Source organism: Acinetobacter sp. X9 (assembly GCF_054889255.1).
Genome location: NZ_CM142679.1, coordinates 3,321,415 through 3,346,048 on the forward strand (window position 1 = coordinate 3,321,415; position 24,634 = coordinate 3,346,048).

Annotated in this window: 21 protein-coding genes; 3 read left to right on the forward strand and 18 right to left on the reverse strand. The window is 40.9% G+C overall.

Annotated features, from left to right (window positions below):
- Nucleotides 1-176: 176 nt before the first annotated feature.
- From bamB to ACYU0V_RS15880, 12 genes are all read right to left on the reverse strand, one after another.
- The gene (gene bamB, locus ACYU0V_RS15825; RefSeq protein WP_461848199.1) at nucleotides 177-1,322 is read right to left on the reverse strand and encodes an outer membrane protein assembly factor BamB; all 1,146 of its coding nucleotides are present in this window, start codon (nucleotides 1,320-1,322) and stop codon (nucleotides 177-179) included.
- The gene (locus tag ACYU0V_RS15830; protein WP_206236570.1) at nucleotides 1,322-2,020 is read right to left on the reverse strand and encodes a YfgM family protein; all 699 of its coding nucleotides are present in this window, start codon (nucleotides 2,018-2,020) and stop codon (nucleotides 1,322-1,324) included. Before ACYU0V_RS15830 ends, bamB begins: the two co-directional genes overlap by 1 nt.
- Nucleotides 2,021-2,048: 28 nt before the next feature.
- Nucleotides 2,049-3,341, reverse strand: coding sequence for a histidine--tRNA ligase (hisS, locus tag ACYU0V_RS15835; protein ID WP_461848200.1), 1,293 nt, complete (start codon nucleotides 3,339-3,341; stop codon nucleotides 2,049-2,051).
- Nucleotides 3,338-4,453 (reverse strand): flavodoxin-dependent (E)-4-hydroxy-3-methylbut-2-enyl-diphosphate synthase, encoded by a 1,116-nt coding sequence (gene ispG, locus ACYU0V_RS15840; protein WP_002115078.1) that lies wholly within the window; start codon nucleotides 4,451-4,453, stop codon nucleotides 3,338-3,340. The genes hisS and ispG overlap by 4 nt, the downstream gene beginning before the upstream one ends.
- A gap of 21 nt (nucleotides 4,454-4,474) precedes the next feature.
- The gene (locus ACYU0V_RS15845; RefSeq protein WP_262440106.1) at nucleotides 4,475-5,266 is read right to left on the reverse strand and encodes a helix-turn-helix domain-containing protein; all 792 of its coding nucleotides are present in this window, start codon (nucleotides 5,264-5,266) and stop codon (nucleotides 4,475-4,477) included.
- Nucleotides 5,257-6,057 carry a type IV pilus biogenesis/stability protein PilW gene (gene pilW, locus ACYU0V_RS15850; protein WP_212823832.1) on the reverse strand — a complete coding sequence of 267 codons (801 nt, stop codon included), beginning with the start codon at nucleotides 6,055-6,057 and terminating at the stop codon, nucleotides 5,257-5,259. Before pilW ends, ACYU0V_RS15845 begins: the two co-directional genes overlap by 10 nt.
- 14 nt (nucleotides 6,058-6,071) lie before the next feature.
- A complete protein-coding gene (gene rlmN, locus ACYU0V_RS15855; RefSeq protein ID WP_002115097.1) occupies nucleotides 6,072-7,307 on the reverse strand; it encodes a dual-specificity RNA methyltransferase RlmN in 1,236 nt (411 codons plus the stop codon).
- Nucleotides 7,308-7,430: 123 nt separating this feature from the next.
- A complete protein-coding gene (ndk, locus tag ACYU0V_RS15860) occupies nucleotides 7,431-7,862 on the reverse strand; it encodes a nucleoside-diphosphate kinase (RefSeq protein WP_000963851.1) in 432 nt (143 codons plus the stop codon).
- 113 nt (nucleotides 7,863-7,975) lie between these two features.
- A complete protein-coding gene (gene iscX, locus ACYU0V_RS15865; protein WP_004698764.1) occupies nucleotides 7,976-8,176 on the reverse strand; it encodes a Fe-S cluster assembly protein IscX in 201 nt (66 codons plus the stop codon).
- Nucleotides 8,177-8,275: 99 nt separating this feature from the next.
- Nucleotides 8,276-8,827: a phosphatase PAP2 family protein gene (locus ACYU0V_RS15870; protein WP_017482038.1), complete on the reverse strand. Its 552-nt coding sequence runs from the start codon at nucleotides 8,825-8,827 to the stop codon at nucleotides 8,276-8,278.
- Nucleotides 8,828-8,851: 24 nt separating this feature from the next.
- A complete protein-coding gene (locus ACYU0V_RS15875; protein ID WP_461849961.1) occupies nucleotides 8,852-10,141 on the reverse strand; it encodes a glycosyltransferase family 4 protein in 1,290 nt (429 codons plus the stop codon).
- A 138-nt stretch (nucleotides 10,142-10,279) separates the two neighbouring features.
- On the reverse strand, nucleotides 10,280-12,463 hold the full coding sequence (locus tag ACYU0V_RS15880; protein WP_002114787.1) for a carboxy terminal-processing peptidase: 2,184 nt from the start codon (nucleotides 12,461-12,463) through the stop codon (nucleotides 10,280-10,282).
- A gap of 192 nt (nucleotides 12,464-12,655) precedes the next feature.
- Between ACYU0V_RS15880 and nagZ the strand changes: the two genes are divergently transcribed.
- Nucleotides 12,656-13,675: a beta-N-acetylhexosaminidase gene (gene nagZ / locus ACYU0V_RS15885; RefSeq protein WP_069122368.1), complete on the forward strand. Its 1,020-nt coding sequence runs from the start codon at nucleotides 12,656-12,658 to the stop codon at nucleotides 13,673-13,675.
- 80 nt (nucleotides 13,676-13,755) lie between these two features.
- Nucleotides 13,756-14,598: a class I SAM-dependent methyltransferase gene (locus ACYU0V_RS15890; RefSeq protein WP_461848201.1), complete on the forward strand. Its 843-nt coding sequence runs from the start codon at nucleotides 13,756-13,758 to the stop codon at nucleotides 14,596-14,598.
- 55 nt (nucleotides 14,599-14,653) lie between these two features.
- On the opposite strand, the gene ACYU0V_RS15895 is transcribed toward ACYU0V_RS15890, so the two are convergent.
- A complete protein-coding gene (locus ACYU0V_RS15895) occupies nucleotides 14,654-15,967 on the reverse strand; it encodes an alpha/beta fold hydrolase (RefSeq protein WP_461848202.1) in 1,314 nt (437 codons plus the stop codon).
- Between the two features lie 299 nt (nucleotides 15,968-16,266).
- On the opposite strand from ACYU0V_RS15895, the gene ACYU0V_RS15900 reads away from it, so the two are divergent.
- Nucleotides 16,267-17,532, forward strand: a complete 1,266-nt coding sequence (locus ACYU0V_RS15900) for a glutamate-5-semialdehyde dehydrogenase (protein ID WP_044101247.1) — start codon at nucleotides 16,267-16,269, stop codon at nucleotides 17,530-17,532.
- A gap of 116 nt (nucleotides 17,533-17,648) precedes the next feature.
- Here ACYU0V_RS15900 and ACYU0V_RS15905 read toward each other — a convergent pair whose 3' ends face one another.
- The 5 genes from ACYU0V_RS15905 to edd all read right to left on the reverse strand — a co-directional run bounded on the left by ACYU0V_RS15905 (nucleotide 17,649) and on the right by edd (nucleotide 24,022).
- Complete coding sequence (locus ACYU0V_RS15905) at nucleotides 17,649-19,277, reverse strand: NADP-dependent glyceraldehyde-3-phosphate dehydrogenase (RefSeq protein WP_461848204.1); 1,629 nt, start codon at nucleotides 19,275-19,277, stop codon at nucleotides 17,649-17,651.
- A gap of 167 nt (nucleotides 19,278-19,444) precedes the next feature.
- Nucleotides 19,445-19,957, reverse strand: coding sequence for a gluconokinase (locus tag ACYU0V_RS15910; protein WP_130127805.1), 513 nt, complete (start codon nucleotides 19,955-19,957; stop codon nucleotides 19,445-19,447).
- A gap of 17 nt (nucleotides 19,958-19,974) precedes the next feature.
- The gene (locus ACYU0V_RS15915; RefSeq protein ID WP_002115035.1) at nucleotides 19,975-21,333 is read right to left on the reverse strand and encodes a GntT/GntP/DsdX family permease; all 1,359 of its coding nucleotides are present in this window, start codon (nucleotides 21,331-21,333) and stop codon (nucleotides 19,975-19,977) included.
- 185 nt (nucleotides 21,334-21,518) lie between these two features.
- Nucleotides 21,519-22,148, reverse strand: a complete 630-nt coding sequence (gene eda, locus ACYU0V_RS15920) for a bifunctional 4-hydroxy-2-oxoglutarate aldolase/2-dehydro-3-deoxy-phosphogluconate aldolase (RefSeq protein WP_009390833.1) — start codon at nucleotides 22,146-22,148, stop codon at nucleotides 21,519-21,521.
- Between the two features lie 20 nt (nucleotides 22,149-22,168).
- Nucleotides 22,169-24,022 carry a phosphogluconate dehydratase gene (gene edd / locus ACYU0V_RS15925; protein WP_461848206.1) on the reverse strand — a complete coding sequence of 618 codons (1,854 nt, stop codon included), beginning with the start codon at nucleotides 24,020-24,022 and terminating at the stop codon, nucleotides 22,169-22,171.
- Nucleotides 24,023-24,634 lie beyond the last annotated feature (612 nt).

Genomic DNA, 24,634 nt, shown 5'->3' on the forward strand with positions numbered 1-24,634 from the left:
ATTCAAGACCAGCCATATCTCATGGCATGAGCATTAGAAACAATACAGGAGATATATTTTAAGGTCAGATATGACCATAATAAAAGACGGGGCTTTGAACTGATTTAATTCAAACACCCCGATATTTTTTAACAGCGTAATTTGTTAAGCGGCTATTTTAGCACAAGCAAACGAAATTAACGATTCTGCCAAATAGTTAAATCGCCTTTTCTGGTCGAAACGTAAAGTTGGTTCTCAATAACACGTAATGTATTGACCTCACCACTTGTTTTTGAACGACCAATCAACTTACCTGTTGCAGGATCAACAAGATGTAATACGCCATCTAAATCACCAACAATAAGGTCCGATCCCAACACAACAGGGTTACTTAAATGACGGTTTAATAAACTATCATTTTGCCAAACTTGTTCGCCTGTCGTTAAATCATAAGCAGTTAACTTACCATCAGTTGATGAAACAAATACTTTATTGTCATAAACTTCTGGACGCTTCGTGCTGCTTGAGTCTTCACTCCAAACTACACGTTGCGAAGCTAGATCAGTTACAGTCACTTGCCCTTGGAAACTTGTAGTTACCATAAACTGTCCAGCAACAGTAGGATCACCATCGATATCAATCAAACGTTGAATATCAGAACGACCTTCACTTACCGCAACACGGCGTTGGAAACGTGGAATACCACTAATCGTATCAATTGCATAAACATACGCATTCGCAGATGCGATTAATACGGTACGCGGGTCAAGACTCACCGGTGACGCCTGACCACGTAAACTAAATTGGACATTTGGTAATTTATAAGCCCAAACTTGTTGGCCTGAACCAGCATCATGCGCAAATACAGTACCATCATTAGCAATGGTAATAACGCGTCCAGACTGAACTAAAGAAGGACTTAATAGTGCACCAGATAACTGCGCAGTCCACTTTTGTTCACCTGTTGCCTGATCTAAAGCAAAAAGTTGACCTTTACTATTGCCAACAACAACAATTCCTTCAGCAGCTTCAACACCAGAGCTCAAGCCTAATTTGCTGACTTTTTTCTCCCAAATGCGTTGCTTGCCACGATATGCAGCGACTTCACCTTTTGGATCAAGTGTAAAGACCACGCCCTCACTTGCATCAAGCTGCAAACGTAACGGATCTGCCTTATCAGTAGAAGAAACACTGCGCGAAAACACGGGTACTAGAGTCTTTTTCGACTCAGTCAATTTCGGTAGTGGATTTGGTTTTGCTTCTTTTACTTTGTTGCTAGAACATCCCACCAGTACAGCTGATGCGATTGCAATTGCCAAAGGCAGTTTGAATTTCTGATTCATTAAGACTCTTCCACCTGTGTTTCCAAAATTGGGCGCTCAATCTGTGGATCTTCAACTAAAACGCCAACACTTTCGAGTTTAATTTGTAAAATTTGTCGTTCTTGTTTACGTTCCAGTAACGAATCCCATGCTGCCTGATACGCTTTTTTAGCAGAATCAATATCTTTCTTGGCAACAAAGATATCACCACGTAACTCTTCTACTGTTGCTTTAAACGCAGGATCGACGTTACCAGACAAGGTTTTTAGTGCTTCATCATATTTGTTTTGAGCCAATTGTGCATCTGCTAAACGCAATTTTACAACCTGAATCAAACCTTCATCTTTTACTTTTGAATTTTCGACTTTCTTCAATGCTTTTTCAGCAGCAGCATAGTCTTGTTTTTCATAAGCTAATTTTGCTAATACGAACTGAGTCTGTATCGCCTGAACAGAATCGATATCATCTTTTACGATTTTATCTGCCGATGCAGTTAACGAAGTTAAAGCATTAGGATTATCAGCACTTGCATTTGCTTCATCCATTAACTGCTGTACTTTTGCAGTTTCTGTCTGGCTGCTCGCAAGATTTCTTTTTTGCCAATATTCCCACCCAAAAAAGGCAATCAATGCAATGAGAATCCCGCTAATCATGGCAGAACCATATTTTTTGGCGAACGACTTTAAGCTGTCGAATTGTTCTTCATCACTTAAGCTCATGTGATTGTCCTTTTCCAGATGTTTCAGTTTATTTTGTAAATTTTTCGATTAAGAATGGTACAAGCTCAGCCAGCGCAACTTGAGACTGCTCAGCTGTTGCTAACTCTTTGATAGCAAGCTGCTGCGCTTCCCATTCACGCTCACCTAAAATCATGGCGTAAACAGCTCCAGCCTGATCAGCTTTTTTCATCTGACTCTTCATGCTGCCTTGTGAACCTGTTTTGATTCGAATACTGCTATTTGCAGCTTCTAACTGGTCACGTAATTGTTCTGCTAAAATCAAAGCTTTAGTTTGATAAGCAGATTCTGCAACCAAGAAGACTTCACAATCACGAATAATTTGAGCTTGTTCAACCTGCTCAAGTAGAAGCAATAAACGCTCCATACCCATCGCAAAACCAACAGCAGGTACAGATTGATCGGCCTTACCTTTTAGCTGACCAACTAAACCGTCGTAGCGACCACCAGCACATACAGTACCTTGCGAACCAAGTGCAGTTGTTGTCCATTCAAAAACGGTTTTATTGTAGTAATCCAGACCACGCACCAATTTTTGATTAATGACAAATTGGATGCCAGCAGCTGTCAAATAATCTTGTAACTGCTTAAAATGATTCAAACTTTCTTCTTTCAAGAAGTCATGTAATTTTGGCGCATTTTCTAAAATTTTCTGAGTCGATTCAATTTTAGAATCCAAAATACGTAATGGATTTGTTGTTAAACGACGCTGTGAGTCTTCATCCAACGCATCTTTATGCTCGTTTAAAAACGCAACTAAAGCATTACGATACTCTGTACGCTCATCAGTTTCGCCCAAAGTATTTAACTCAAGCTGAACCTTATCAGCAACGCCCATACGTTTCCATAAACGAGCGGTCAACATAATCAATTCAGCATCAATATCAGGAGTCGCAACACCGAAAGTTTCCACGCCAAACTGGTGGAACTGACGGTAGCGTCCTTTTTGTGGCTTCTCATAACGGAACATAGGTCCCATATACCACACGCGTGGCGTAGCACCGCGCAACAAATTATGTTCAACCAATGCACGAACACAACCTGCTGTACCTTCCGGACGTAGGGTTAATGACTCTGGTGGATTACCTTTGTCAAAAAAGGTATACATTTCTTTTTCAACAATATCGGTAGCATCACCAATAGCACGTTTAAACAAGCCCGTTTGTTCAACGATCGGCAAACGAATTTGTTGATATCCATAAGCATCCATTAAAGATGCTAAATGTTGCTCGAGACGTCTCCACGCTACTGTTTGCGTTGGCAAGATGTCATTAAAACCTTTGATTGCGACGATTGAACTCATGATGAACTACGAATAATTTCTTTAGATTTAGCTTCTTCAAGCTCTTGGACACGTTGACGAACCATAGTTTCGATTTCATCAACCAATTGATCGGTATCGATTAAATGGCTTTTTTCACCATTACGATAAACCAATGAGCGAGGCGCAGCCCCAACAACCCCGATGTCAGCTTCTTTTGCTTCACCTGGGCCGTTTACTTTACAACCAATTACCGACACATCCATCGGAGTACGAATATCTTCTAAACGCTCTTCCAATGCTTGCATTACCTGAATAACATTAAATTCTTGGCGAGAGCAACTTGGGCAAGCAATAAAGTTGATACCGTTAGAACGAAGCCCTAGCGATTTTAAAATATCAAAACCAATCTTGATTTCATCTTCTGGTTCGGCAGCAAGCGAAATACGCATCGTATCGCCAATACCTTCCATCAACAATCCACCAAGGGCAATCGCTGACTTCACAGTACCTGTACGGTAAATACCTGCTTCAGTCACACCTAAATGTAATGGGTTATCAATTTGCTTTGAAAGTAAACGATAAGCATCCATGGTTAAAAACACATTTGATGCTTTTACGCTGACTTTGAATTCATGGAAGTTGAGACGATCTAAAATATCAATATGACGTAGTGCTGACTCAAGCAACGCCTCACCTGTAGGCTCACCATATTTCTTTTGTAAATCTTTTTCTAAAGAACCCGCATTGACCCCAATACGCATAGAAATGCCATGATGACGCGCCGCAGCAACGACTTCACGCACTTTCTGATCTGAGCCGATATTACCTGGGTTAATACGTAAACAGTCTGCACCATAGTCTGCAACTGCCAGAGCAATTCTATGGTCAAAGTGAATATCAGCCACTAATGGAACTGAAACACGTTTACGGATCGCACCAAATGCCTCAGCAGCCTCCATAGATGGGACCGAAACACGCATAATATCAGCACCTGCATCAACGCAACGCTCGATTTGAGCAACGGTTGCATCGACATCGCAAGTTTCGGTATTTGTCATACTTTGCACACTAATAGGTGCATCGCCACCGACATACACCGAACCAACACGGATTTTACGTGTTGGTCGACGTTTAATTGGGTTCTCTATCATTGTATCGCTCAACTCATGGTATTAGCGGGATAAACGGAATTCTGCTTTACCGTTTACCGTATATGGAGACAATGAAATCTGTTCTTGGTTTAGACTTAATGACACAGCCGTTGCATCATCAAGACGAATCTGGAATGGAGACTCACCAGTTAAGTTTAAAGTTGATGACTGGCGACCTGTCGCCAAAACTTTACCTGTTGCATCAACAATATGAACAGAAGTTGGTCGGTTAAAGTTTAACATCAATTGGTCACCCACGGTTGAGGTTGTAGCCCCTTGCATAGGTAAAACTTCAACATTCGATTGATTTACTTTAGGTAAATCAGCATCTTCTTTCTTTGAAGTCCATTTTTGGACACCCATAACAAGCAATGACACAACAGCAAGAATTACAACAGCAAGAAGTGCGCGCTTTAACCATTTCTTATTACGATCACTATTAGAACCCGGGAGTTTACCCATGATTTTAATTGGCGAATTATTTAAGGCATGATTTGGTAACAGCCCAGTATCATTTGCATAAATCTCATCGAAACGCTGAATAATTGCCGTCGCGTCCGTATTCAAATATTTTGCATATGAACGGTAATAACCCTTAATGAAAGTCGCTTCCGGCAATGATTTATAGTCATCTTGCTCTAAAGCGGTCAAGGTCTTAACCGGCATATTTAAATCTGAAGAAACTTGCCCTAACTCTTTATTCTGAGCAACTCGAATTTGACGTAAATACTCACCAGGACGTTGAATATTTCCTAAAGCAGAAGTCGGTAAGCTTGAGCCAGTTGGCTGCTGTGAATTAGGATTTATTTCCATACGGCCTCAGTACTATACTGTAATTGCAAATAACGTTGATATTCTGGACTTTCCGGGAACAAAGCACGTAACTGGTTTACTAACACTTGCATTCCCATTTTATCCGCATTGGCTCGAGCCACTCTTACACCAATCCAAAGTGCTCTTGCACCCTGATTTTTCTGCCCCACTGTACGAACATATTGCTCATACATTTGTGTAGCAGCCGGAATCTGCTGCTGCAAATAAAAAATTTCCGCTAACTCTAACATTGAAATATAAGAGTCGCGGTTAGCAAGGAGTGCTTGTTTGAATGTTTTTTCAGCATTCGCAACATCACCCAATTTTAAATAAATACGCCCCAGATTTTCTAATGCCTGATAGCGTTGGTCATAACCTAATGTTGCGCCAGCAATACGAAATTGCTCAACCGCATCATTATAACGCTCCATTTGATATAAATAAGTACCATAATTATTATGTGCTTGAGCATTATCTGGTTCAGATGAAATTGCTCGTTTAAAATAATGTTCTGCTTTTTCTAAATTGGGTTTGCTACCTTCTTGCTGTAGCAAAATACCCATCATCATATTTGCAGTAGCATCGCGGCTATCTACACTTAAAGCTTGATCAAGAGCTCGTTTTGCTGAGTCCAAGTCACCCGAACGGATATGTTCAGCAGCAAGTTGTGTACGCACCTTTACCGCTTTCTCTGGGTCTTTTTTTTGCGTATGCGTTGTCTGGCAACCACCTGCCAGAAATGCAACTGCAATCCCCATACATAAGACCGTTTTTAACTTTGGAATACTCAAAGCCTGCCCTCAATTTATCCTTGTGTACGCAAAATCTCTTGTCGCTGTGTGACTTTTTTCTGCCACTGCTCAGCACGACGGGTTCTGTCAGCCACTTGACCCACTAACTGCCCACATGCAGCGTCAATATCATCACCACGCGTTTGACGAATCGTACACACAAATCCCGCATCAGACAAAGTTTTTTGGAACGAGATAATACGATTTCGGCTTGAGCGACCATATGGCGCATGCGGGAACGGGTTAAACGGAATCAAGTTAATTTTACTTGGTAAATTTTTTAATAATTTAATCATTTGCTGTGCATGTTCAGGCTGATCATTCACGCCTTCTAACATCACATATTCAATCGTCACATGTTTACGCGTACTTTCATTACCATCTTTGGCAATATAACGCTGACATGCTGCAATTAATTGAGCCAATGGATATTTTTTATTAATAGGTACTAATTCGTTACGTAATTCATCGTTTGGCGCATGTAAAGAAATGGCTAAAGCCACATCAATGTCTTTCGCAAGCTGATCAATTTTTGGTACAACACCTGATGTCGATAAAGTCACACGACGTTTTGACATGCCATAAGCAAAGTCATCAAGCATAATCTGCATTGAGCTTAATACGGCATCATAGTTGAGCAATGGCTCACCCATGCCCATCATCACAACATTGGTCACTGAACGTTCGCGCTCAGCAACAGGCACTTCTTCCATATAAGAATAGTTTGCCATCCAGAGTTGCCCAATAATTTCATCTGGCGTTAAATCACGTTGGAAACCTTGTTTACCTGTTGAACAAAATGAGCAATCTAATGCGCAGCCCACTTGAGAGGAAATACAAAGCGTTTTACGTAACCCAGTTTTATCTTCGGCAGGAATTAATACAGTTTCAACTAAAGAACCTGCACCCTCACCTACGCGAAACACCCACTTACGTGTACCATCTTTTGAGTAATGACGGTGAACCACTTCAGGTGCTTTAATTTCACAAATCTGTTCAAGCTTCGCACGTAATTTGCCTGAAATATTGGTCATTTCAGCAAAGTCAGTAACAAAGTATTGATGTATCCATTTCATGACCTGTCCGGCACGAAACTTCTTCTCACCAATATCTTCAAAGAATTTTTCTAACTCAGGACGAGACATGCCGAGTAAATTCACTTTATTTTCGGCAGCAGGGATTACCGGCGTGGACGAAGATTGCTGCTGTCCATCAAGATTTTCAGATGAAACGACCACTGCAGAACTCATGTGTATTTACCTAAACCATGTCAAAAAACTGAAGATATTGTTCAAGAATCAAACAATATTCTCTTAAGAGAATAAAAAAACCAGATAAGTAGTATACCACTTATCTGGTTTGAATGCTTTCGATTAACGAGTGCGTGGGCAGATCTCGTTGTCAGCAAAGAAGTAAGCAATTTCACGCTCTGCAGAAGCAACTGAGTCAGAACCGTGAGCAGCGTTTTCGTCGATGCTTACAGCGAAGTCAGCACGAATCGTACCAGGAGCAGCTTCTTTAGGGTTTGTAGCGCCTAAGATTTCACGGTGTGCAAGAACTGCATTTTCGCCTTCAAGAACAGATACTACAACTGGACCAGAAGTCATGAATGCAACTAAGTCACCAAAGAAACCACGTTCTTTATGCTCAGCATAGAAACCTTCAGCATCAGCTTGAGAAAGGTGTTTCATTTTAGTCGCAACAATTTTTAAACCCGCTTTTTCAAAACGAGCAAAAATTTCACCGATGTGGTTTTTAGACACTGCATCAGGTTTTACGATAGACAAAGTACGTTCAATAGCCATGAGTGGCTCCTTTATTTTAAGATTTAAACTTTAAAAAAATTTGCCGCATTATACCGATGTCATAGGCAATAATCAGCTTTGAATGTGTAAAAGTTGCGATTTTTCTACTATTTTTAGCGAACTTCGTCTATCCAGGCCATCTGAATGCCTTCTAGCAATCCTTCTGTCGATTTATTTGGGTCATCACTGAAGTCTGGCAATGCGCACACCCATGCATGTAAATCGGTAAAACGGATCCATTGCGGATCAACTTCTGGATGTGCTTCTGACAATTCAATGGCAATATCAATGGTATCTGTCCAACGTAAGCCCATAGCGGCTCCTATCTGTTTAATCTGCTAAATCACGAACTGTGTACTTTAGCAAATCCACAAACTTAATCGATAGCTTAAGCTGATAAAAATTACCGATGCTTATAAAGCGATGTTCAATAATGGCGCCACAAAAATAATCGTAGCCGCGACCGCTGCACCAATTAGCGCACCAACAATCACATCACTTGGATAATGAAGACCCAGTACCATACGAGACAAAGCGACAAGCACCATAAATGGGAACATGGCAGCAAGCAAAACTGGCTGGATGTAACCCAATACAATTGTCACCATGACTGCATGAAGTGTGTGGCCTGATGGAAAACTAAAGTGATCAAGCGGTCTTTCACCAAGCACAATCACCTGATGCACCTGATAAGGACGTGGTCGCGTTGTCTTATGTTTTAAAAATTTATAAATTGCTGTGCCGACAGAACCACCTAGCAACAAGTAGATAATTTGCAAGCTATAGGTGATACCTTGCATGCCCCACACAATTGCCAGCATTAGATACCAAAACGGACCATCACCAACACGACTGATAATTTTGAAAAAAAGGGCAACACGCTGTGAGTGAGAGAAATTGTTCAGATATAAACAGCCTCTCAAGTCTAAATCGAGTATTTTTATTTTTGCATTCTTAAATTTCATGGTCATTCTCCTATCTTAGGATACTTAGGTGAAGTCCAACGAGGGCTCCTTCACTACCTGATAAAATGCCTGCTCCAATTGCTGAACCGGAAGTTGCCAACCGCTTTGCTGTACTTTATGACAGGCTTGTACGCCCATTTCTCTAAGTTGTTGTACCGAAGGAAGCTGATAAATTTGTTGTATAAAGTGGTTTTTTTGTCCAAGTGGGCTTAACCAGCCATTCACACCATGTGTTAAGTATTGATGTGCACATGCATAATCATACGCTATAACTGGTAAACCGCTTGCCATTGCCTCTAAAACTACGTTACCAAACGTTTCAACTTGACTCGCAAATACGAATACATCTGCACTCGCATAGGCAGCCGCCAAATCCTGACCTCTTAGACTTCCGGTAAAGATAACACCCTTCGCTTCAGGTAGTGACTTTAAACGAGCAAAATCTGGGCCATCTCCCACAATAACTAATTTAGTTTTATGTGGCTGAATGGTTTTTAGGTTCGCATAACTTTCAATGAGAACTTGCACTTCTTTTTCGGGAGACAAACGCCCCACATAAAGCATAACGCGAGTATTCTCCTCAGCATCCCATTGTTTTCGCAAATTTTCAGAGCGATGCTTCGGTGAAAATCTTGTTGTATCTACGCCACGCCCAACGACAACCAGTGGACAAGTAATACCAAAACCTCGTAATGCTTCTTGAGTATCTTTACTCGGCACACAAGTTACTTGAGTGTTATTGTGAAACCAGCACAGGTATTTTTGAATCGGTTTGACTAAAAAAGCCAAATCGAAGAAACGACTAAAGTCTTGAAATGGTGAATGGAAGCCACTCGAAACAGGAATTGCTTTTGCCTTAGCAGCCTGCATAGCGGTTAAACCTAACGGCCCTTCAGTCACAATGTGTACGACATCTGGCACAAACTTTTCAAAAGCTTTCGATACTTTTAAATATTGTGGCCAACCAAATTGTAAAGTTGGATATTTTGGAATCGCCTGCGACATCACCAGACATTCTTGCTCTGGCGTAAAGTCATGACATTTCGCTTTTTGCTCTGGGCGAATCAGTAAAATCTTATGCCCCTGTTTTTGTAAACCTTGGCATAACTGTAATAATGATAGTGCCACGCCATTGATTTCGGGTGGCCAAGTTTCCGTCACAATCGCAATTTTTAAACGTGGGCGCACCAAATCATGCAATGAATGTGCATTAGATAGCTGCTGCTTTTGTTTAAAAAAGAATTGGAAGCTTTCAGGAAGTTGCTGTTGTTTTAATAGTGCTGTCGCGTATGAACTTTGCATAGCGCCATCCATCAATGTATTTATTTTCATGCTTAAAGATTAAGCAGTTTTTTTGACATTTTGATGATAAATGCATGACAGTTTACTGACATGAAAAATAAAAAAAGCACACTGATGACAGCATGCTTTTTTCTTAAAGCCTAGTAACTCTTAGCGATTTTGCAATTTTGCATAATCCATGAGTACATTAGCAGCTTCAGTAACAAAAGTTTCTTCTTCTGGTAACGCTGGACGTTGAGATGCTTTCATTTTAGCTCGAGATTCAGCTAGAGCATCTAATGAAGCTTGATAGCTCTCCCAGTTTGCAAAAGGCTTTTGACCCGTTGCAGCACGGCGTTCATTCTCTGCATCTAAAGTTTGTTTCTCTAGACCAAGTAATTCAGCACGGCGCTTATCAATATCAAGTACAACTTGTTTTTGCTCACTTGTTACCTTAGCAATCGCAGTACGTTTATTTAGATATTTAAACTGAGCATCATTGCCAACACGTTGTTCAGAGAATTGAGACAACTTCGTAACATATGGCTGAACAGAACCTTCGCGCTTAAATGGTGCAGTAGGAATTGTGTCCCACTTCAACGCATTCTTCGATTTACGCTCACCAAACTCTTCGTTATAGATATCGACGAGTTTAATGTCTGGCACTACACCTTTATTTTGTGTACTACCACCTGTAATACGATAGAACTTACGCTGAGTTAAAGTCGCTTGACCATATGCCAGAGTATCAAGTTGTACCTGAGCTGTACCCTTACCAGTTGTTGTACTACCAATAATAATACCGCGCTCATAATCTTGAATGGCAGCAGAGTAAATTTCACTTGCCGACGCAGAGGCCAAGTTCACCAATACCGCGAGTGGGCCTGTATAAATTTGCTGACCGCCATCGTTATCTTCAAACACGCTTACGTTGCCATTACCATCACGAATTTGTACCACCGGACCAGACTTAATCACCTGACCCAACATACGTGCAACTTCTTCTAATGAGCCACCCGGGTCATTACGTAAGTCAATAATAATACCTTCTACTTTCTTCGCTTTTAGCGCTTCAAAAGCATTTGCAGTATCTTCAGAAACTGAACGGTATTGTTGACCTGCACGACGTGAACGATAGTCAAAATAGAATGATGGAATTTCAATTACGCCCAACACATGCTTTTTGCCATCACGTGTCACTTCAACTGTGCGTGAACGAACACCAGCATCTTCTTCTTGAATAACATCACGTACTAAAGTCACATTACGAGCCTGACTCATTGATGCGCCAGCACCAAGAAGTTTTAGCGTGACTTTTGTTCCGCGTTTACCACGAATGAGTCCAACAATTTCAGAACTTGTCCAGCCAATCACATCAACCATTTTCTCGCCTTCTTGGGCGACACCAATGATTCGATCTCCTGATTTCACTTGACCAGACTTACTTGCAGGTCCACCTTCTACAATGGTTTCAATCTTGGTGTAATCTTCGTTGCCACGTTCTGGACGAATCGACACCCCAATACCTTCTAGTTGCAAGGTAGTTTGGCGATTAAGTTCGATCGCATCAATTGGCGGATAATAGTTACTATGTGGATCATAGGTCGCCAACATTGCATTTAATGTTTTGTCCAAGACGTCATCGCTTTTCACACGACTAATTCTTTCAAGCTGACGCGTATAACGTTTAGTTAACGTTTGAGCTGGCGTTAAATCTTCTGGACCAGTTAAGTCTTGACCATCAGCAAGTGAAGGATTTTCTTTAAGCGCTTTTTGTTTCGCCTGCTCTTCTTCACGGCTAATGGTTAAGTTGATTAACTGTGAAACCAACATTTTGCGCCAATGATTTTGTTGCTCAGCAGTCGTTTTAAAATACGGTGCTTTTTCACGATCAACTTCAATATAGCTATTCGGCTGCTTTAAATTTTGCTGTTGTTTTAACTCAGCTAACATGAACTCATAAAATTGTTTTAAGCGTTCACGATATTGCTGATGAATTGCAAACGGTCCAGTTAAATTCCCCGCTTTTAATGAAGCACCAAAATTTGAACCATATAGTTTTTTATAATTTTGAACTTCAGAATCTAAAAATAGTGAGTGATCTGGATCAAGACTATCTAAATACATATCCAGAATACGATTTGATGTGGTCGCATCCAAACGCATATTTAAATAATGTTGACGATCAACTAAAGTTGCCAGTTGGCGAGCCACCAAAGCCTGTTCTTGCGTTGGCTGGATTGATTGAGAAACCGCAGCAGTATTGGTTGCCGCTCTCGCTTCATTCATCGTATGAGAGAAGAATAAACCGCCAGTCGCGATCGCTACTGCACAAGCTATAGTTTGAAGTTTCATAAATTTTTAATACTTCCTTGGGTGTTCCTATCTTACACGCTCTGTTTTCGATATGAACTAAGCAGATTCAAAATCTTAACCAACTAAATTGTTTATACCGTGTAGTTTTATCATATTCTGTACTGACAAAATGTAGCAAAACATTGCAAAATTCGCTTATTGTTTTTCAATCAAAATTCAAATGGAACCAATATGATTGGCGCATTGATGCTGGACATCGCCGGCACAGAACTTACTCAAGAAGATATTGAACTATTACGCGCTCCGCAAGTCGGTGGCATGATTTTATTTGCACGAAATATTGAATCTCCACAACAAGTGCGTGCTTTAACCGACCATATGCGTCAAATTCGCCCAGATATTTTGATTGCTGTTGACCAAGAAGGTGGCCGAGTTCAGCGCCTAAGATCAGGTTTTACCTTATTACCAGCCATGGGCCGTTTTGGGGAGTTGTATTTAACTCAACCACAAAAAGCACTTCAGCTAGCTGAACAGTGCGGCTGGTTAATGGCAACTGAAGTTCTTGCAGTCGGCATCGATTTCAGTTTTGCACCGGTTTTAGACCTGAATGCTATTAGTGATGTAATTGGTGACCGTGGCTTCTCTAAAAATATTGATGATATTGCCCCGCTTGCAGGCGCATTTATGCAAGGTATGAAAAAAGCCGGCATGGCAAATACAGGCAAGCACTTCCCGGGTCACGGTTCAGTAAAAGCTGACTCTCATGTTGCTGCTGCAATCGACAGTCGTAGCTATGACGAAATTTACAACCATGATATGCAAAGCTTCATTAAGCTTATGCCTCAGCTAGATGCACTCATGCCTGCACATGTGATTTATGATCAAGTTGATCCAAATCCAGCAGGTTTTTCACCTTTCTGGATTCAAGAAGTTCTACGCAAGCGTTTGAAGTTTGATGGTGTACTTTTCTCTGATGACTTAAGCATGCAGGCTGCATGTGTAGCAGGTGGCGCAGATGCTCGTATTCAGGCTGCTCTAGCGGCTGGGTGTGACATGGGGCTGGTATGTAATGACCGTAGTGCAGCATGTACAGCACTTGAAGGTATTGCAAACTTAGAGCTACCAAATCAAGAACGCTTAGAACGCATGCGTGGTCAAATCCCACAAATTCAGATTGGTGAAACCTTGTCGCTTGGCGACGAGTGGCAAGCTGTCAAAACAGCCATTGAAGTGTTTAAAAATTCGATCTAAATTGAGTTAAACGTATATTTGACTGATGGTCTCGATCATCAGTCAAACCACACAAAAACAATAAATCGAGCTCAGGACGAATGACACAACAACTTTCAAAACACCGCCACATCTCTTTTACAGCCCACTATACAGGCTATATCTGGTATCAAATGGGGATTTCTCATGAAGCACTTGCTACAACCAAAGGCAAATCACTAGCTTATTTGGTTCATCCGATAGAATCTTGGGCAGAGAAGTATGTCGGCGGTAGCATGCGCACGACGCTCAAACAGCGCCACACCATGCTTGATCATCATTTAGAACAACTCATTCAAGAAAATCCTGATTTACAAGTTTTAGAAATAGCATGCGGATTATCGCCACGTGGCTGGTGGTTTAGGCAACATTACCCTTCGATTACCTATCGGGAGCTTGATTTGCCCGATATGGCACAAACCAAACAAAATGCGTTACAGCAAATTGAAAAAAATGCACCTGAAATCTTATCAGTTGATTTATTTACAGAAGCTTTTGCACAAGCATTTGAAGTATTTGACCCTAACCGCCCATTGGTTGTAATCAGCGAAGGCTTGATTAACTATTTTGATAAAGGTTTATTAAAACACTTGATCCAATCGATTGGCCACTATGGGGCTACTTTTAAAAAGTTCCACTATTTAACCGACTTATATCCTGAACCCATTAAGAACAAACTCGCCAGTATTATCTGGAATAGCAGTAAGTTACTTAAACTCATGTCTCGCAGTTCATTTAGTTTTCATTTCAAAAGTCCACAAGAAGTTAAAGACTTTTTTAAAGATACAGAATTTGAGCAGGTTACTATTGAACAGCCACAAATCTTCTTTGGACAAGTTTCTCAAGATAGCCATGAAGAGCATTTAGGCGATTTAGTCTGGACTATTCACGCGCAAATAAAATAATAAATATAAAAAATGGAAGCTCGAAATAAACGAGCTTCCATCTATAACTATATTATTAAGCTGCTTGTTTTTGACGAGCAATAAAACGGCTTAACCGATCAGCAAGCTCAAAACTGCCATGTTTAAATAAAGCACGTATTCCTTGTTCAGTAGCTTCAAAGATTAAACACTCAATCGAGAAAGGACCTTCTTCATCTTCTAAATGCAGTGCCAAATCACGTGGATGGTCATTCACAAAATCAAGCTGTGAAACATCATCCATTTTTAAATACATCCCAAAGAAAGTCACATCCACAATCGTTACTGGCACTTCTGTTTTACATTCACGGTGGCTCAGTTTCGTTTTAGGATGAAGAACTGAAATCCGTTCTTCACCTCGGCGCTCCATGTTTTGCATTTGTTCACGTGTCATAGGAATAATACCATCCAAATTTTGGATAGATTCACCCTTCAAGAATGAAGTGAACAAACTCATAGTTTCTTTACGACGCTGGAGTTGCGGTACATGATCAGCGTTTGCAATCAGAGCAAATTCCATATCCGGACATTGCAAAGCAAAATTGGCATTTTCATGAGGCAAAGTAAAACTATCGTACTGCCCTGCTGCTACCAGTGTTTTGCACTCGGGAGTAGGTACATCTGTTAACCGCAAAAGGCGATTACAGTTAATTTCATAACGTTCTCGCTCAGTCCCCGTAAACTCGGCCATTTGTCTAAAAAATAACTTTTTAGCGGTTGGTGACATACGAGTTTTATCTAATTTTGCATGATTAACTAAATACAAAATCACAGCTTGCCCAAACTCTTCCATGCGGTTTTCTTGCATGAGTTTGAGGGATTCTTCCAAAATCATTCGCCAACTTTTTCGGGTCTTTTGCATAACACCCATCAAAATCATACGATCCATCAGGTCAGGACGGTGATGAGCAAAACAAGAGGCAATCACGGACCCTAAAGACATTCCCATTACAGAAACTTTTTGTATTCCAACGATATCTAACCAACGTCCTAACATTTCAGATAAATCAGGAAGTTCTAAAGTACCCGCAGATACTCCTGTGTCACGATTAGTAATTTGCTGATTTGCACCCATTGAAGGTAAGTCAATTAAAATAACCGGACCACTTTCAAACAATTGTTCAACACAATATTTATAAGAATTAAAATTCTGGAAAGCACCACCAACAATCACAATCGGTGTTTTGTGAATCGTTTTAGGATCGGCAATTGCCATATATTCAATTTTCCAACCGTCAATCCATGTTGTACGAGCAGGTTGTTTAAAACTATCTCTATGGTAGATATCGAAAAAGCCAAAACCGGCATAAGCTTGGTTGATCTCCGAATCCATTTGAATAATGGAATTCATATCCTTGCTTCCTCCTTGCTGTAATTTTTTTATGCTGCAAGAGTTCCTTCTTGAACACGTAATCTTTTATGCACAAAACTTTAAAATTTGTATTAGTTTGTATTGCACAAGTCCATTCTAAACAATTGTCTGAAATATACGCAATCGCTGAAATGACCGCTCATCTTGTTTAAGTCGCTAATAGTTTGCAAAATATTTAAATGTTTTTTTATGATGGTCACATTTTTCAAAAAAAGCCATTCATTGTTCCGCATTTGACTGCTACTATCTTACTCATTGGTAAATGATTAAAAAATGCTATGCAAGATTCAATTGAACAATATATGCAAAAAGTTGGGCAACAAGCACGCGAGGCCTCACGCGTTTTAACAAGTGCTTCAACCTCACTAAAAAATCATGCACTCTCTGCTATTTATACTGCTTTAGAAAATAATCAGGCAGCAATCTTGGCGGCGAATCAAATCGACATGGATAAAGGTCGTAGCAATCAGCTCGACAGTGCCTTACTTGATCGTCTTGAGCTTACGCCCGCACGCTTTAAAGGGATGTTGCAAGGTTTAAAAGATGTGATCGCGCTTGTCGATCCAATTGGGGAAATTACGGATCTTGCATATCGCCCCACAGGCATTCAAATTGGAAAAATGCGTGTACCTTTAGGCGTAGTGGGTATGATTTACGAATCACGTCCAAACGTAACACTTGAAGCTGCATCTTTAGCGATTAAATCAGGCAATGCCATTATTTTACGCGGTGGTTCAGAAGCACTCGAGTCAAATAAAGCAATCGCAGAAGCAATTAAGCATGGTTTAAAAGTTGCTGGTTTACCTGAGCATTCAGTACAAGTTATTGAAACTTCTGACCGTGCAGCTGTTGGTCACCTCATCACGATGGCTGAATATGTAGATGTAATCGTTCCACGTGGCGGTAAAAGCTTAATTGAGCGCGTAACCAACGAAGCGCGTATTCCTGTCATTAAACATCTTGATGGTAACTGCCATGTATTTGTTGAAGCACAGGCCGACTTGCAAAAAGCTTTACCAATTACATTAAATGCAAAAACACATCGTTACGGTGTTTGTAATGCGATGGAAACACTGCTTGTTGATGAAAAAATTGCAGACGTTTTCTTACCACGCATTGCCGAACTGTATGCTGAAAAACAAGTTGAATTACGTGGCTGCCCAGAAACACGCCGTATTTTGGGTGCCTCTGTAAAACCTGCAACAGAAGAAGATTGGTATACTGAATATTTAGGGCCAATTCTTGCTGTCAAAGTAGTTAGCGGTATTGATGAAGCAATTGACCATATCAACAAATATGGTTCACATCACACTGATGCCATTGTGACTGAAAACTATACTTTGGCTCGTCAGTTCTTGGCTCGTGTAGATTCAAGCTCAGTCGTAATCAATGCTTCAACTCGTTTTGCTGATGGTTTTGAATATGGCTTAGGCGCAGAAATTGGTATCTCTACAGATAAAATCCATGCCCGCGGTCCTGTTGGCTTAGAAGGCTTAACTTCTCAAAAATGGATTGTGTTAGGTGACGGTCAAATTCGCCAGTAATTAATCTATTGGTTCAAACGAAAACGCCTGATCAATTTCAGGCGTTTTTTTATTATTCAAGTTATAAGTCACTATAAAAACCAGCCCACAGGCTGGTTTTTTTATTCATATATTTATTAGAAAATAAAGTCAGTATTCACAAATTTAGAGTAGTGTTCAGACACCATAGAGGCCAACATGCCTTTGCTGTCATCTGTCTGTTTAGCAGCAATCATAGAACGAATAGAGAATGCTCGAAGTGCATCATGCACAGACAATGTACCTTCCGCAGAATCTTTACGACCACCAAATGGGAACACATCAGGGCCACGCTGACATTGACAGTTGATATTCACACGACAAACCTGATGAACCAGCGGATCAACTAAGTGACCAATTTGCTCAGGGTTGCTACCAAAAATACTCACCTGCTGACCATGATCAGAAGTAGTGACATAGTCCAGCACAGTTTCAATGTCATCGTAAACAGAGACCGGTATCACTGGACCAAACTGTTCTTCGCGATACAGCCTCATTCCCTCACTCACTGGATAAACTACAGCTGGATAGAACATCGTTTTGCAGAATTCACCGCCTTCCGGATTAACTACTTTTGCCCCTTTAGCTACAGCATCTTCAATGACGTCAGTCATGTAGGCTGTACGGTGCATACCTGGTAACGGAGTAATAAATACACCTTTTTCCCATGGCATACCCACTTTCAGTTTAGCTAATTCAGTCGTTAAGCGGTTAACAAATTCATCGGCTATCGAGCGATGTACCATCAGCATTTTGAGCGCGGTACAACGCTGACCATTAAATGACAATGCACCCAGCAGACACTCTTTCACTGTCAGATCCAAGTCGGCATCCGGCAGAATAATAGCTGCATTCTTCGCATCCAACCCCAAAATTGCACGCAGACGGTGAGATTTAGGATGTTGCTTCTTCAAGTGATCAGCTACTTTACTAGAACCAATCAGTGCCAGCACATTAATTTGCCCAGATGCCAGCAAATGCGGCACCACTAAAGAACCTGGTGCATAAATGGTATTGATCACACCTTTTGGAAATGAGTCACGAAATGCTTCTAGTAATGGTTCGAACAACAATGTCCCAAATTGAGGTGGTTTGAAGATGATCGTATTCCCCATCAGCATGGCTGGGATTAGAGTCGCAAAAGTTTCATTCAGTGGGTAGTTGTATGGCCCCATACACAACACGACACCTAGTGGGGTACGACGAATTTGACCAATCGTACCTTCAGCCATGACAAAGCGAGAGTTAGCATTATCCAGATCTTTCAGAGCATCTATCGTTTGACGCATATAGGTAATCGTACGGTCAAACTCTTTCTCTGAATCAGCCAAGCTTTTACCAATTTCCCACATGATCAGCTTAATGATCAGATCTCGCTGCTCCACCATGCGCTGAATAAAATTTTGCATACAGGCAATGCGCTCACCAACCTTCATCATTGGCCATTCGCCACGACCATTGTTGTAAGCTCGTACCGCTGCCTCTAACGCTTCATCACTTTCTTTTTCACCCATGACTGGATAACTACCAAGTTCAACTTGCTGTAGGCTACCGTCAGGCTGCTGAATCCAGATTGGAGATAATGTTTTCTTGGTTGCACCAGCCCACAACCTCAACTCACCATCCACTAGTGAGACACGCTGATGAATTTGAGAAGGCAGACGCACACTTTCAGGAATACTGTCCTCTACTGGGAATTTATGCTGTAAATTATTTAACTGATTCATTCTTCTTAATACCTTATTATTCGTATGTCTTTTATATATCCCCGAACTGTCCACTGTAATCAGGTCTTTTTCGGGTCAATATCACTATTATTATCCGTATTCACCTTGCTTGAACCGTAAATCACAAGGTGAATAACTTAAAGCATTGATAATCTTTCTAGATGAATTTACCCCCGACACACATTATCAGTCATTCCTAGCTTCTGAATGACTTGCTCAATGATTTGTTCTGGTGTGAGAGCAATATCAATAGCAATTGCTTCATTCATATCAGGTTCTTCCAACGTATCTAGCTGTGTTTGTAGCAACGCTGGGTCAAAAAAATGACCAGATCGTTCTGCCAGTCTTTGCTGTAATAACTCATAAGAGCCTTTTAGGTACACAAACTTAACATTCTGATCCTGCCCTCTTAAAATATCGCGATACATTCGCTTTAAAGATGAGCATGTAAATACAGCTGTTTCACCGTCTCTTTGTTTGGTTTCAATGACCTGACGAATTGCCTGTAACCATGGCAAGCGGTCTTCATCAGTTAAAGGAATGCCTTGGCTCATCTTACTTTTATTTGCAGCTGAATGAAGCGTATCTCCATCAAGAAACTCACAAGCCAAACGCTCTGATAACAATTCACCAATTAGGGTTTTACCTGTTCCACAGACACCCATTGCAATCACAATCATGGATTACTCACCTTTAATTATAAAATAGTGCTAAGCAGTAGCGTGAAAGATAAACCCAACACTGAAATGATCGTTTCCAATACCGACCAAGTCTTGAGCGTCTGTCCCACTGTCATACCGAAATATTCTTTGATTAACCAGAATCCTGCATCATTTACATGTGAGAAAACTAATGAACCTGAACCCGTCGCAAGCACTAAAAGTTCTGGTCTAACTGCGACACCAGCCGTAGCTGCAATTGGAGCAACAATGCTACACGCTGTAGCCATAGCCACCGTTGCAGAACCTGTTGCCAAACGAATTAATGCTGCAACAAACCAACCCAACAATAACGGCGACAGGTTTGCTTTCAACGCTGTAGAGACAATCTCATTAGAAATACCAGTGTCACGCAAAATGCCGCCAAAACCACCACCAGCACCTACAATCAACATAATCCCTGCAATAGAAGCTAAACATCCACCGCAGAATTTTTCAATTTGTTCACGGTTAAAGCCCTGCATCGTACCAAAGGTAATAAAGCTGACCAGTACGGCAATGAGTAATGCGATATCAGAAGTACCAATAAAACGTAGCAAATCATTTGCGAAAGTCTGTGGTGCAAAGAACAGATCAGCCCAGCTTCCAACCAACATTAATACTACAGGCAGCATAATTGTGAATAAGGTAATCCCAAAGCTTGGTAGCTCACGAGTTCTATTCGTATCTGCTTCAATAAACTGCTTCGCTAACGGATTATTTTCGGGCAATTTAACGTATTTATTAATCCAAAGTGCATACAATGGTCCAGCAACAATAGCTGTTGGCACACCAACGATCAGACTATAAGCAATCGTTTTACCAATATCAGCATGATAAGCCTGTACTGCCAACAATGCTGCTGGATGTGGTGGAATTAAGCCATGCACAACCGATAAACCTGCAACCATTGGCAGGCCAACAACTAATAAAGATTTGCCTGTCCGTTTAGCAATGTTGAATGCAATTGGAATGAGTAGAACGAAACCTACTTCGAAAAATACGGGAAGGCCAACAATAAGGGCAATAAACATCATGGCCCAGTGAATATTTTTCTCACCAAACCACTTAATTAAAGTAATTGCTATTCGCTCTGCACCACCAGACTCGGCCATCATTTTACCGAGCATCGTTCCCAGTGCGATTACAATCGCAAGGTGACCTAAGGTTTTACCTGTACCGGCTTCATAAGACTTAACAATATCACCCATTGGCATGCCAACAGCCAAGGCTAAACCGAGTGAAACAATAATAAGAACTAAAAATGGATAAATTCTAAACTTCGCGATCATGACCACTAAAGCAATAATCGCGATTACAGTGTAGATCAGTAACATGCCACCCTGAACCGTCTCCATGGGACACTTCTCCTTGGAATAATTATTTAGGCACACTGCCTAAACAAGGGTCTTCAACCACAGTAATTCCTACTGTTAAGACATTAAATTTTTATATTTAGGTGTGACCAGCACAAACTGGTCACATCAATACAGCCTTTAAAGCACATAGAATGCACTTCATTTTTTATAAATATTGTCTACATTTACAAAGCTCTCAACTGACTCGCAATTTGTGCCAAGCGAGTAATTTCAGCCCAGTCTTGGGCAGCTACAGTAGCTTTAGGTGTTAACCATGAACCACCTACACAAACCACGTTAGGTTGCTTTAAGAAATCTGGCGCTGACTCTGCCGTAATTCCACCAGTCGGACAAAAGCGCAAGTTTGGAAATGGACCATAAAATGCTTTTAGCATCTCAACGCCACCTGCTTGTTGAGCTGGGAAGAACTTCACAATGTCATAACCTAATTCAATCGCTTGAATCAGATCACTTGGTGTCATCACACCCGGCAATAGAGGTAAGCCAGCATCTTGCGCAGCCAAATGCAGATCTTTAGTCAAACCAGGAGATACCCCAAATTGAGCGCCTGCTTTTTTGGCTTGAGCACAGTGTTCTGGTTTGGTAATTGTTCCTACACCCACCACAATGTCATCAGCCAATTGGCTAGCACGCTCGATAGCAGCAAGACCAGCAGCGGTACGTAAGGTAATTTCAAGGACTTTTACGCCACCTGCATGTAAAGCACGTGATACATCTTCACCTTGCTCGGCAGAATCAAATGCCAATACAGGAATGACCGGGCCTAATTTGACGATATCTTCAATTTTAATCATTATTTTTCAGTTCCTTTGATTCAAATCTGCTCTGGTGAATTTTCACCAACCAATGCACCAAACACAGATGCTCCATGTTCAGCTGGCGCAGCAGCAGCACGGAAAACACCAAATAATTCACGGCCAAAGCCAACTTCGTTTTCTGCCTGATGTTCTGGCTGTGCAACAGGGCGTGACTGCCATACATCGTCATCTATTTCGACATCAAGTAGGCCAGCTTCAGCATCAATGATTAACATATCGCCTGTTTGAACTTTAGCAATCGGCCCATTTAATAAGGCTTCGGGAGATAAATGAATGACCGCCGGAACTTTACCTGAAGCACCAGACATACGGCCATCAGTGACTAAAGCAACATGGAAACCTTGATCTTGTAAAACCCCCAACACAGGCGTTAAACGATGCAATTCAGGCATACCATTCGCACGTGCACCCTGGAAACGAACAACCGCAATAAAGTCTCTGTGTAATTCACCACGATCAAATGCAGCTTGCACTGCTTCTTGCGAATCAAACACAATTGCTGGAGCTTTAACTTTGCGATGTTCTGGCGCAACAGCAGAAATCTTGATTACGCCACGGCCAAGGCGACCTTGCATTAAGCGCAAGCCACCATCTGGTTGAAACGGCGCATCAATACTACGCAAAACTTTGTCATCAAGGCTTTGAACCACACCATCAACCCAAGTGAGCTTACCGTCAATCAATTTCGGTTCTTTGGTGTAATGCTGCAAACCTTTACCAGCCACAGTCGTTACATCGTTATGTAATAAGCCAGCTTCAAGTAGATTACGAATGAGGAAAGCAACCCCACCCGCAGCTTGGAAATGGTTTACATCCGCCTTACCATTTGGATAGATTTTTGCGAGTAATGGAACAACAGCCGATAACTCATCAAAGTCATCCCAGTCAATCAAGATGCCAGCGGCACGAGCAATCGCAATCAAATGCAAAGTATGGTTTGTTGAACCACCTGTAGCGAGTAAAGCCACAATACCGTTTATAATTGCTTTTTCATCGACAACATGACCAATCGGCGTGTAGTTTCCACGCTCAACTGTCAAATCAAGTACACGAATGGCAGCTTCTGCGGTGAGTGCATCACGTAATGGTGTATGAGGATGAACAAATGCGGCACTTGGCAAATGCAAACCCATGACTTCCATCAGCATCTGATTACTGTTGGCTGTACCATAAAAAGTACAAGTCCCTTGTCCATGATAAGCAGCTGACTCAGCTTCTAACAAAGCATCTCGTCCAACCTGCCCCGTTGCAAATTGCTGACGAATTTTGGCTTTCTCATCGTTAGATAGACCACTGGTCATTGGGCCAGCTGGCACAAAAATAGTAGGTAAATAGCCAAACTGCAGAGCACCAATGAGCAAGCCCGGCACAATTTTATCGCAAACGCCCAGACATAAAGCTGCGTCAAACATGTTATGAGACAATGCAATCGCTGTGCTCATCGCAATGGTTTCGCGAGAAAACAATGATAGTTCCATGCCAGCATTACCTTGAGTAATACCGTCACACATCGCAGGAACGCCACCTGCAAATTGTGCTACGCCACCATTTTCGCGAGCGGCACTTTTAATTAAATCTGGAAATGTTTTATAAGGTGCGTGCGCCGACAGCATTTCGTTATACGAAGATACGATGCCAATATTTGGTTCACGGCCTACTTTAATAATTAATTTTTCATTATCTTCCATACTGGCAAAACCATGAGCCAGATTGGCACATGAAAGTGCTCCACGGGCAGGAAATTTGCCTTGTGCATGTTCAATACGTTGTAAATATGCAGAACGAGTTTTTTGACTACGTGCGATTACACGCTCGGTCACTTTTGCCAATATTGGATTCGGCAAGTCCATGCTGGACGCTCCTGTACAACCGGATAAGCCGGAACATAAAAAATAGACCAAATGATATATTTCATAATCATTTGGTAAGGGGAAGGAACAATATTATTAAGGCAAAAAGCGACATGCAAGCCCTAGTCAACTTTACGGGAATCCCCAAGCATGAGTATTAAAGACAAATAATGTTTAAGTTATAAACAAGTGAAGGGTTTTATTTTGGACTATATTTACAGGTATATTACACTCTAAAAACTATGAGAAAATTCTCATAATATCAATGCAATGAAATATCTTTATAAATGTACAGATACCGACTTTTTATACTGAGTTTTATATTAAAAACGTTTATGATTTATTCTTTTTAACTTATATATAAGCGATTAAAACTTAATTCCAGTTACGTATATTATTTGTAATATATCCATCGGGTTTGATTAAAATAACAGCAATTCTTTTTCTTTTAAAAATTTATACCGAATATTTGAAAATTACATTAATTCAAAATTTACCTTTCATAAATATATACAAAAAACTGTTTAATTCTTCTACAAAAAAACAAGGAATACAGTGGTTAAGCTTTATACTGGACAGATATTAGTTGCAAATAATTTGATGGTCGATAGT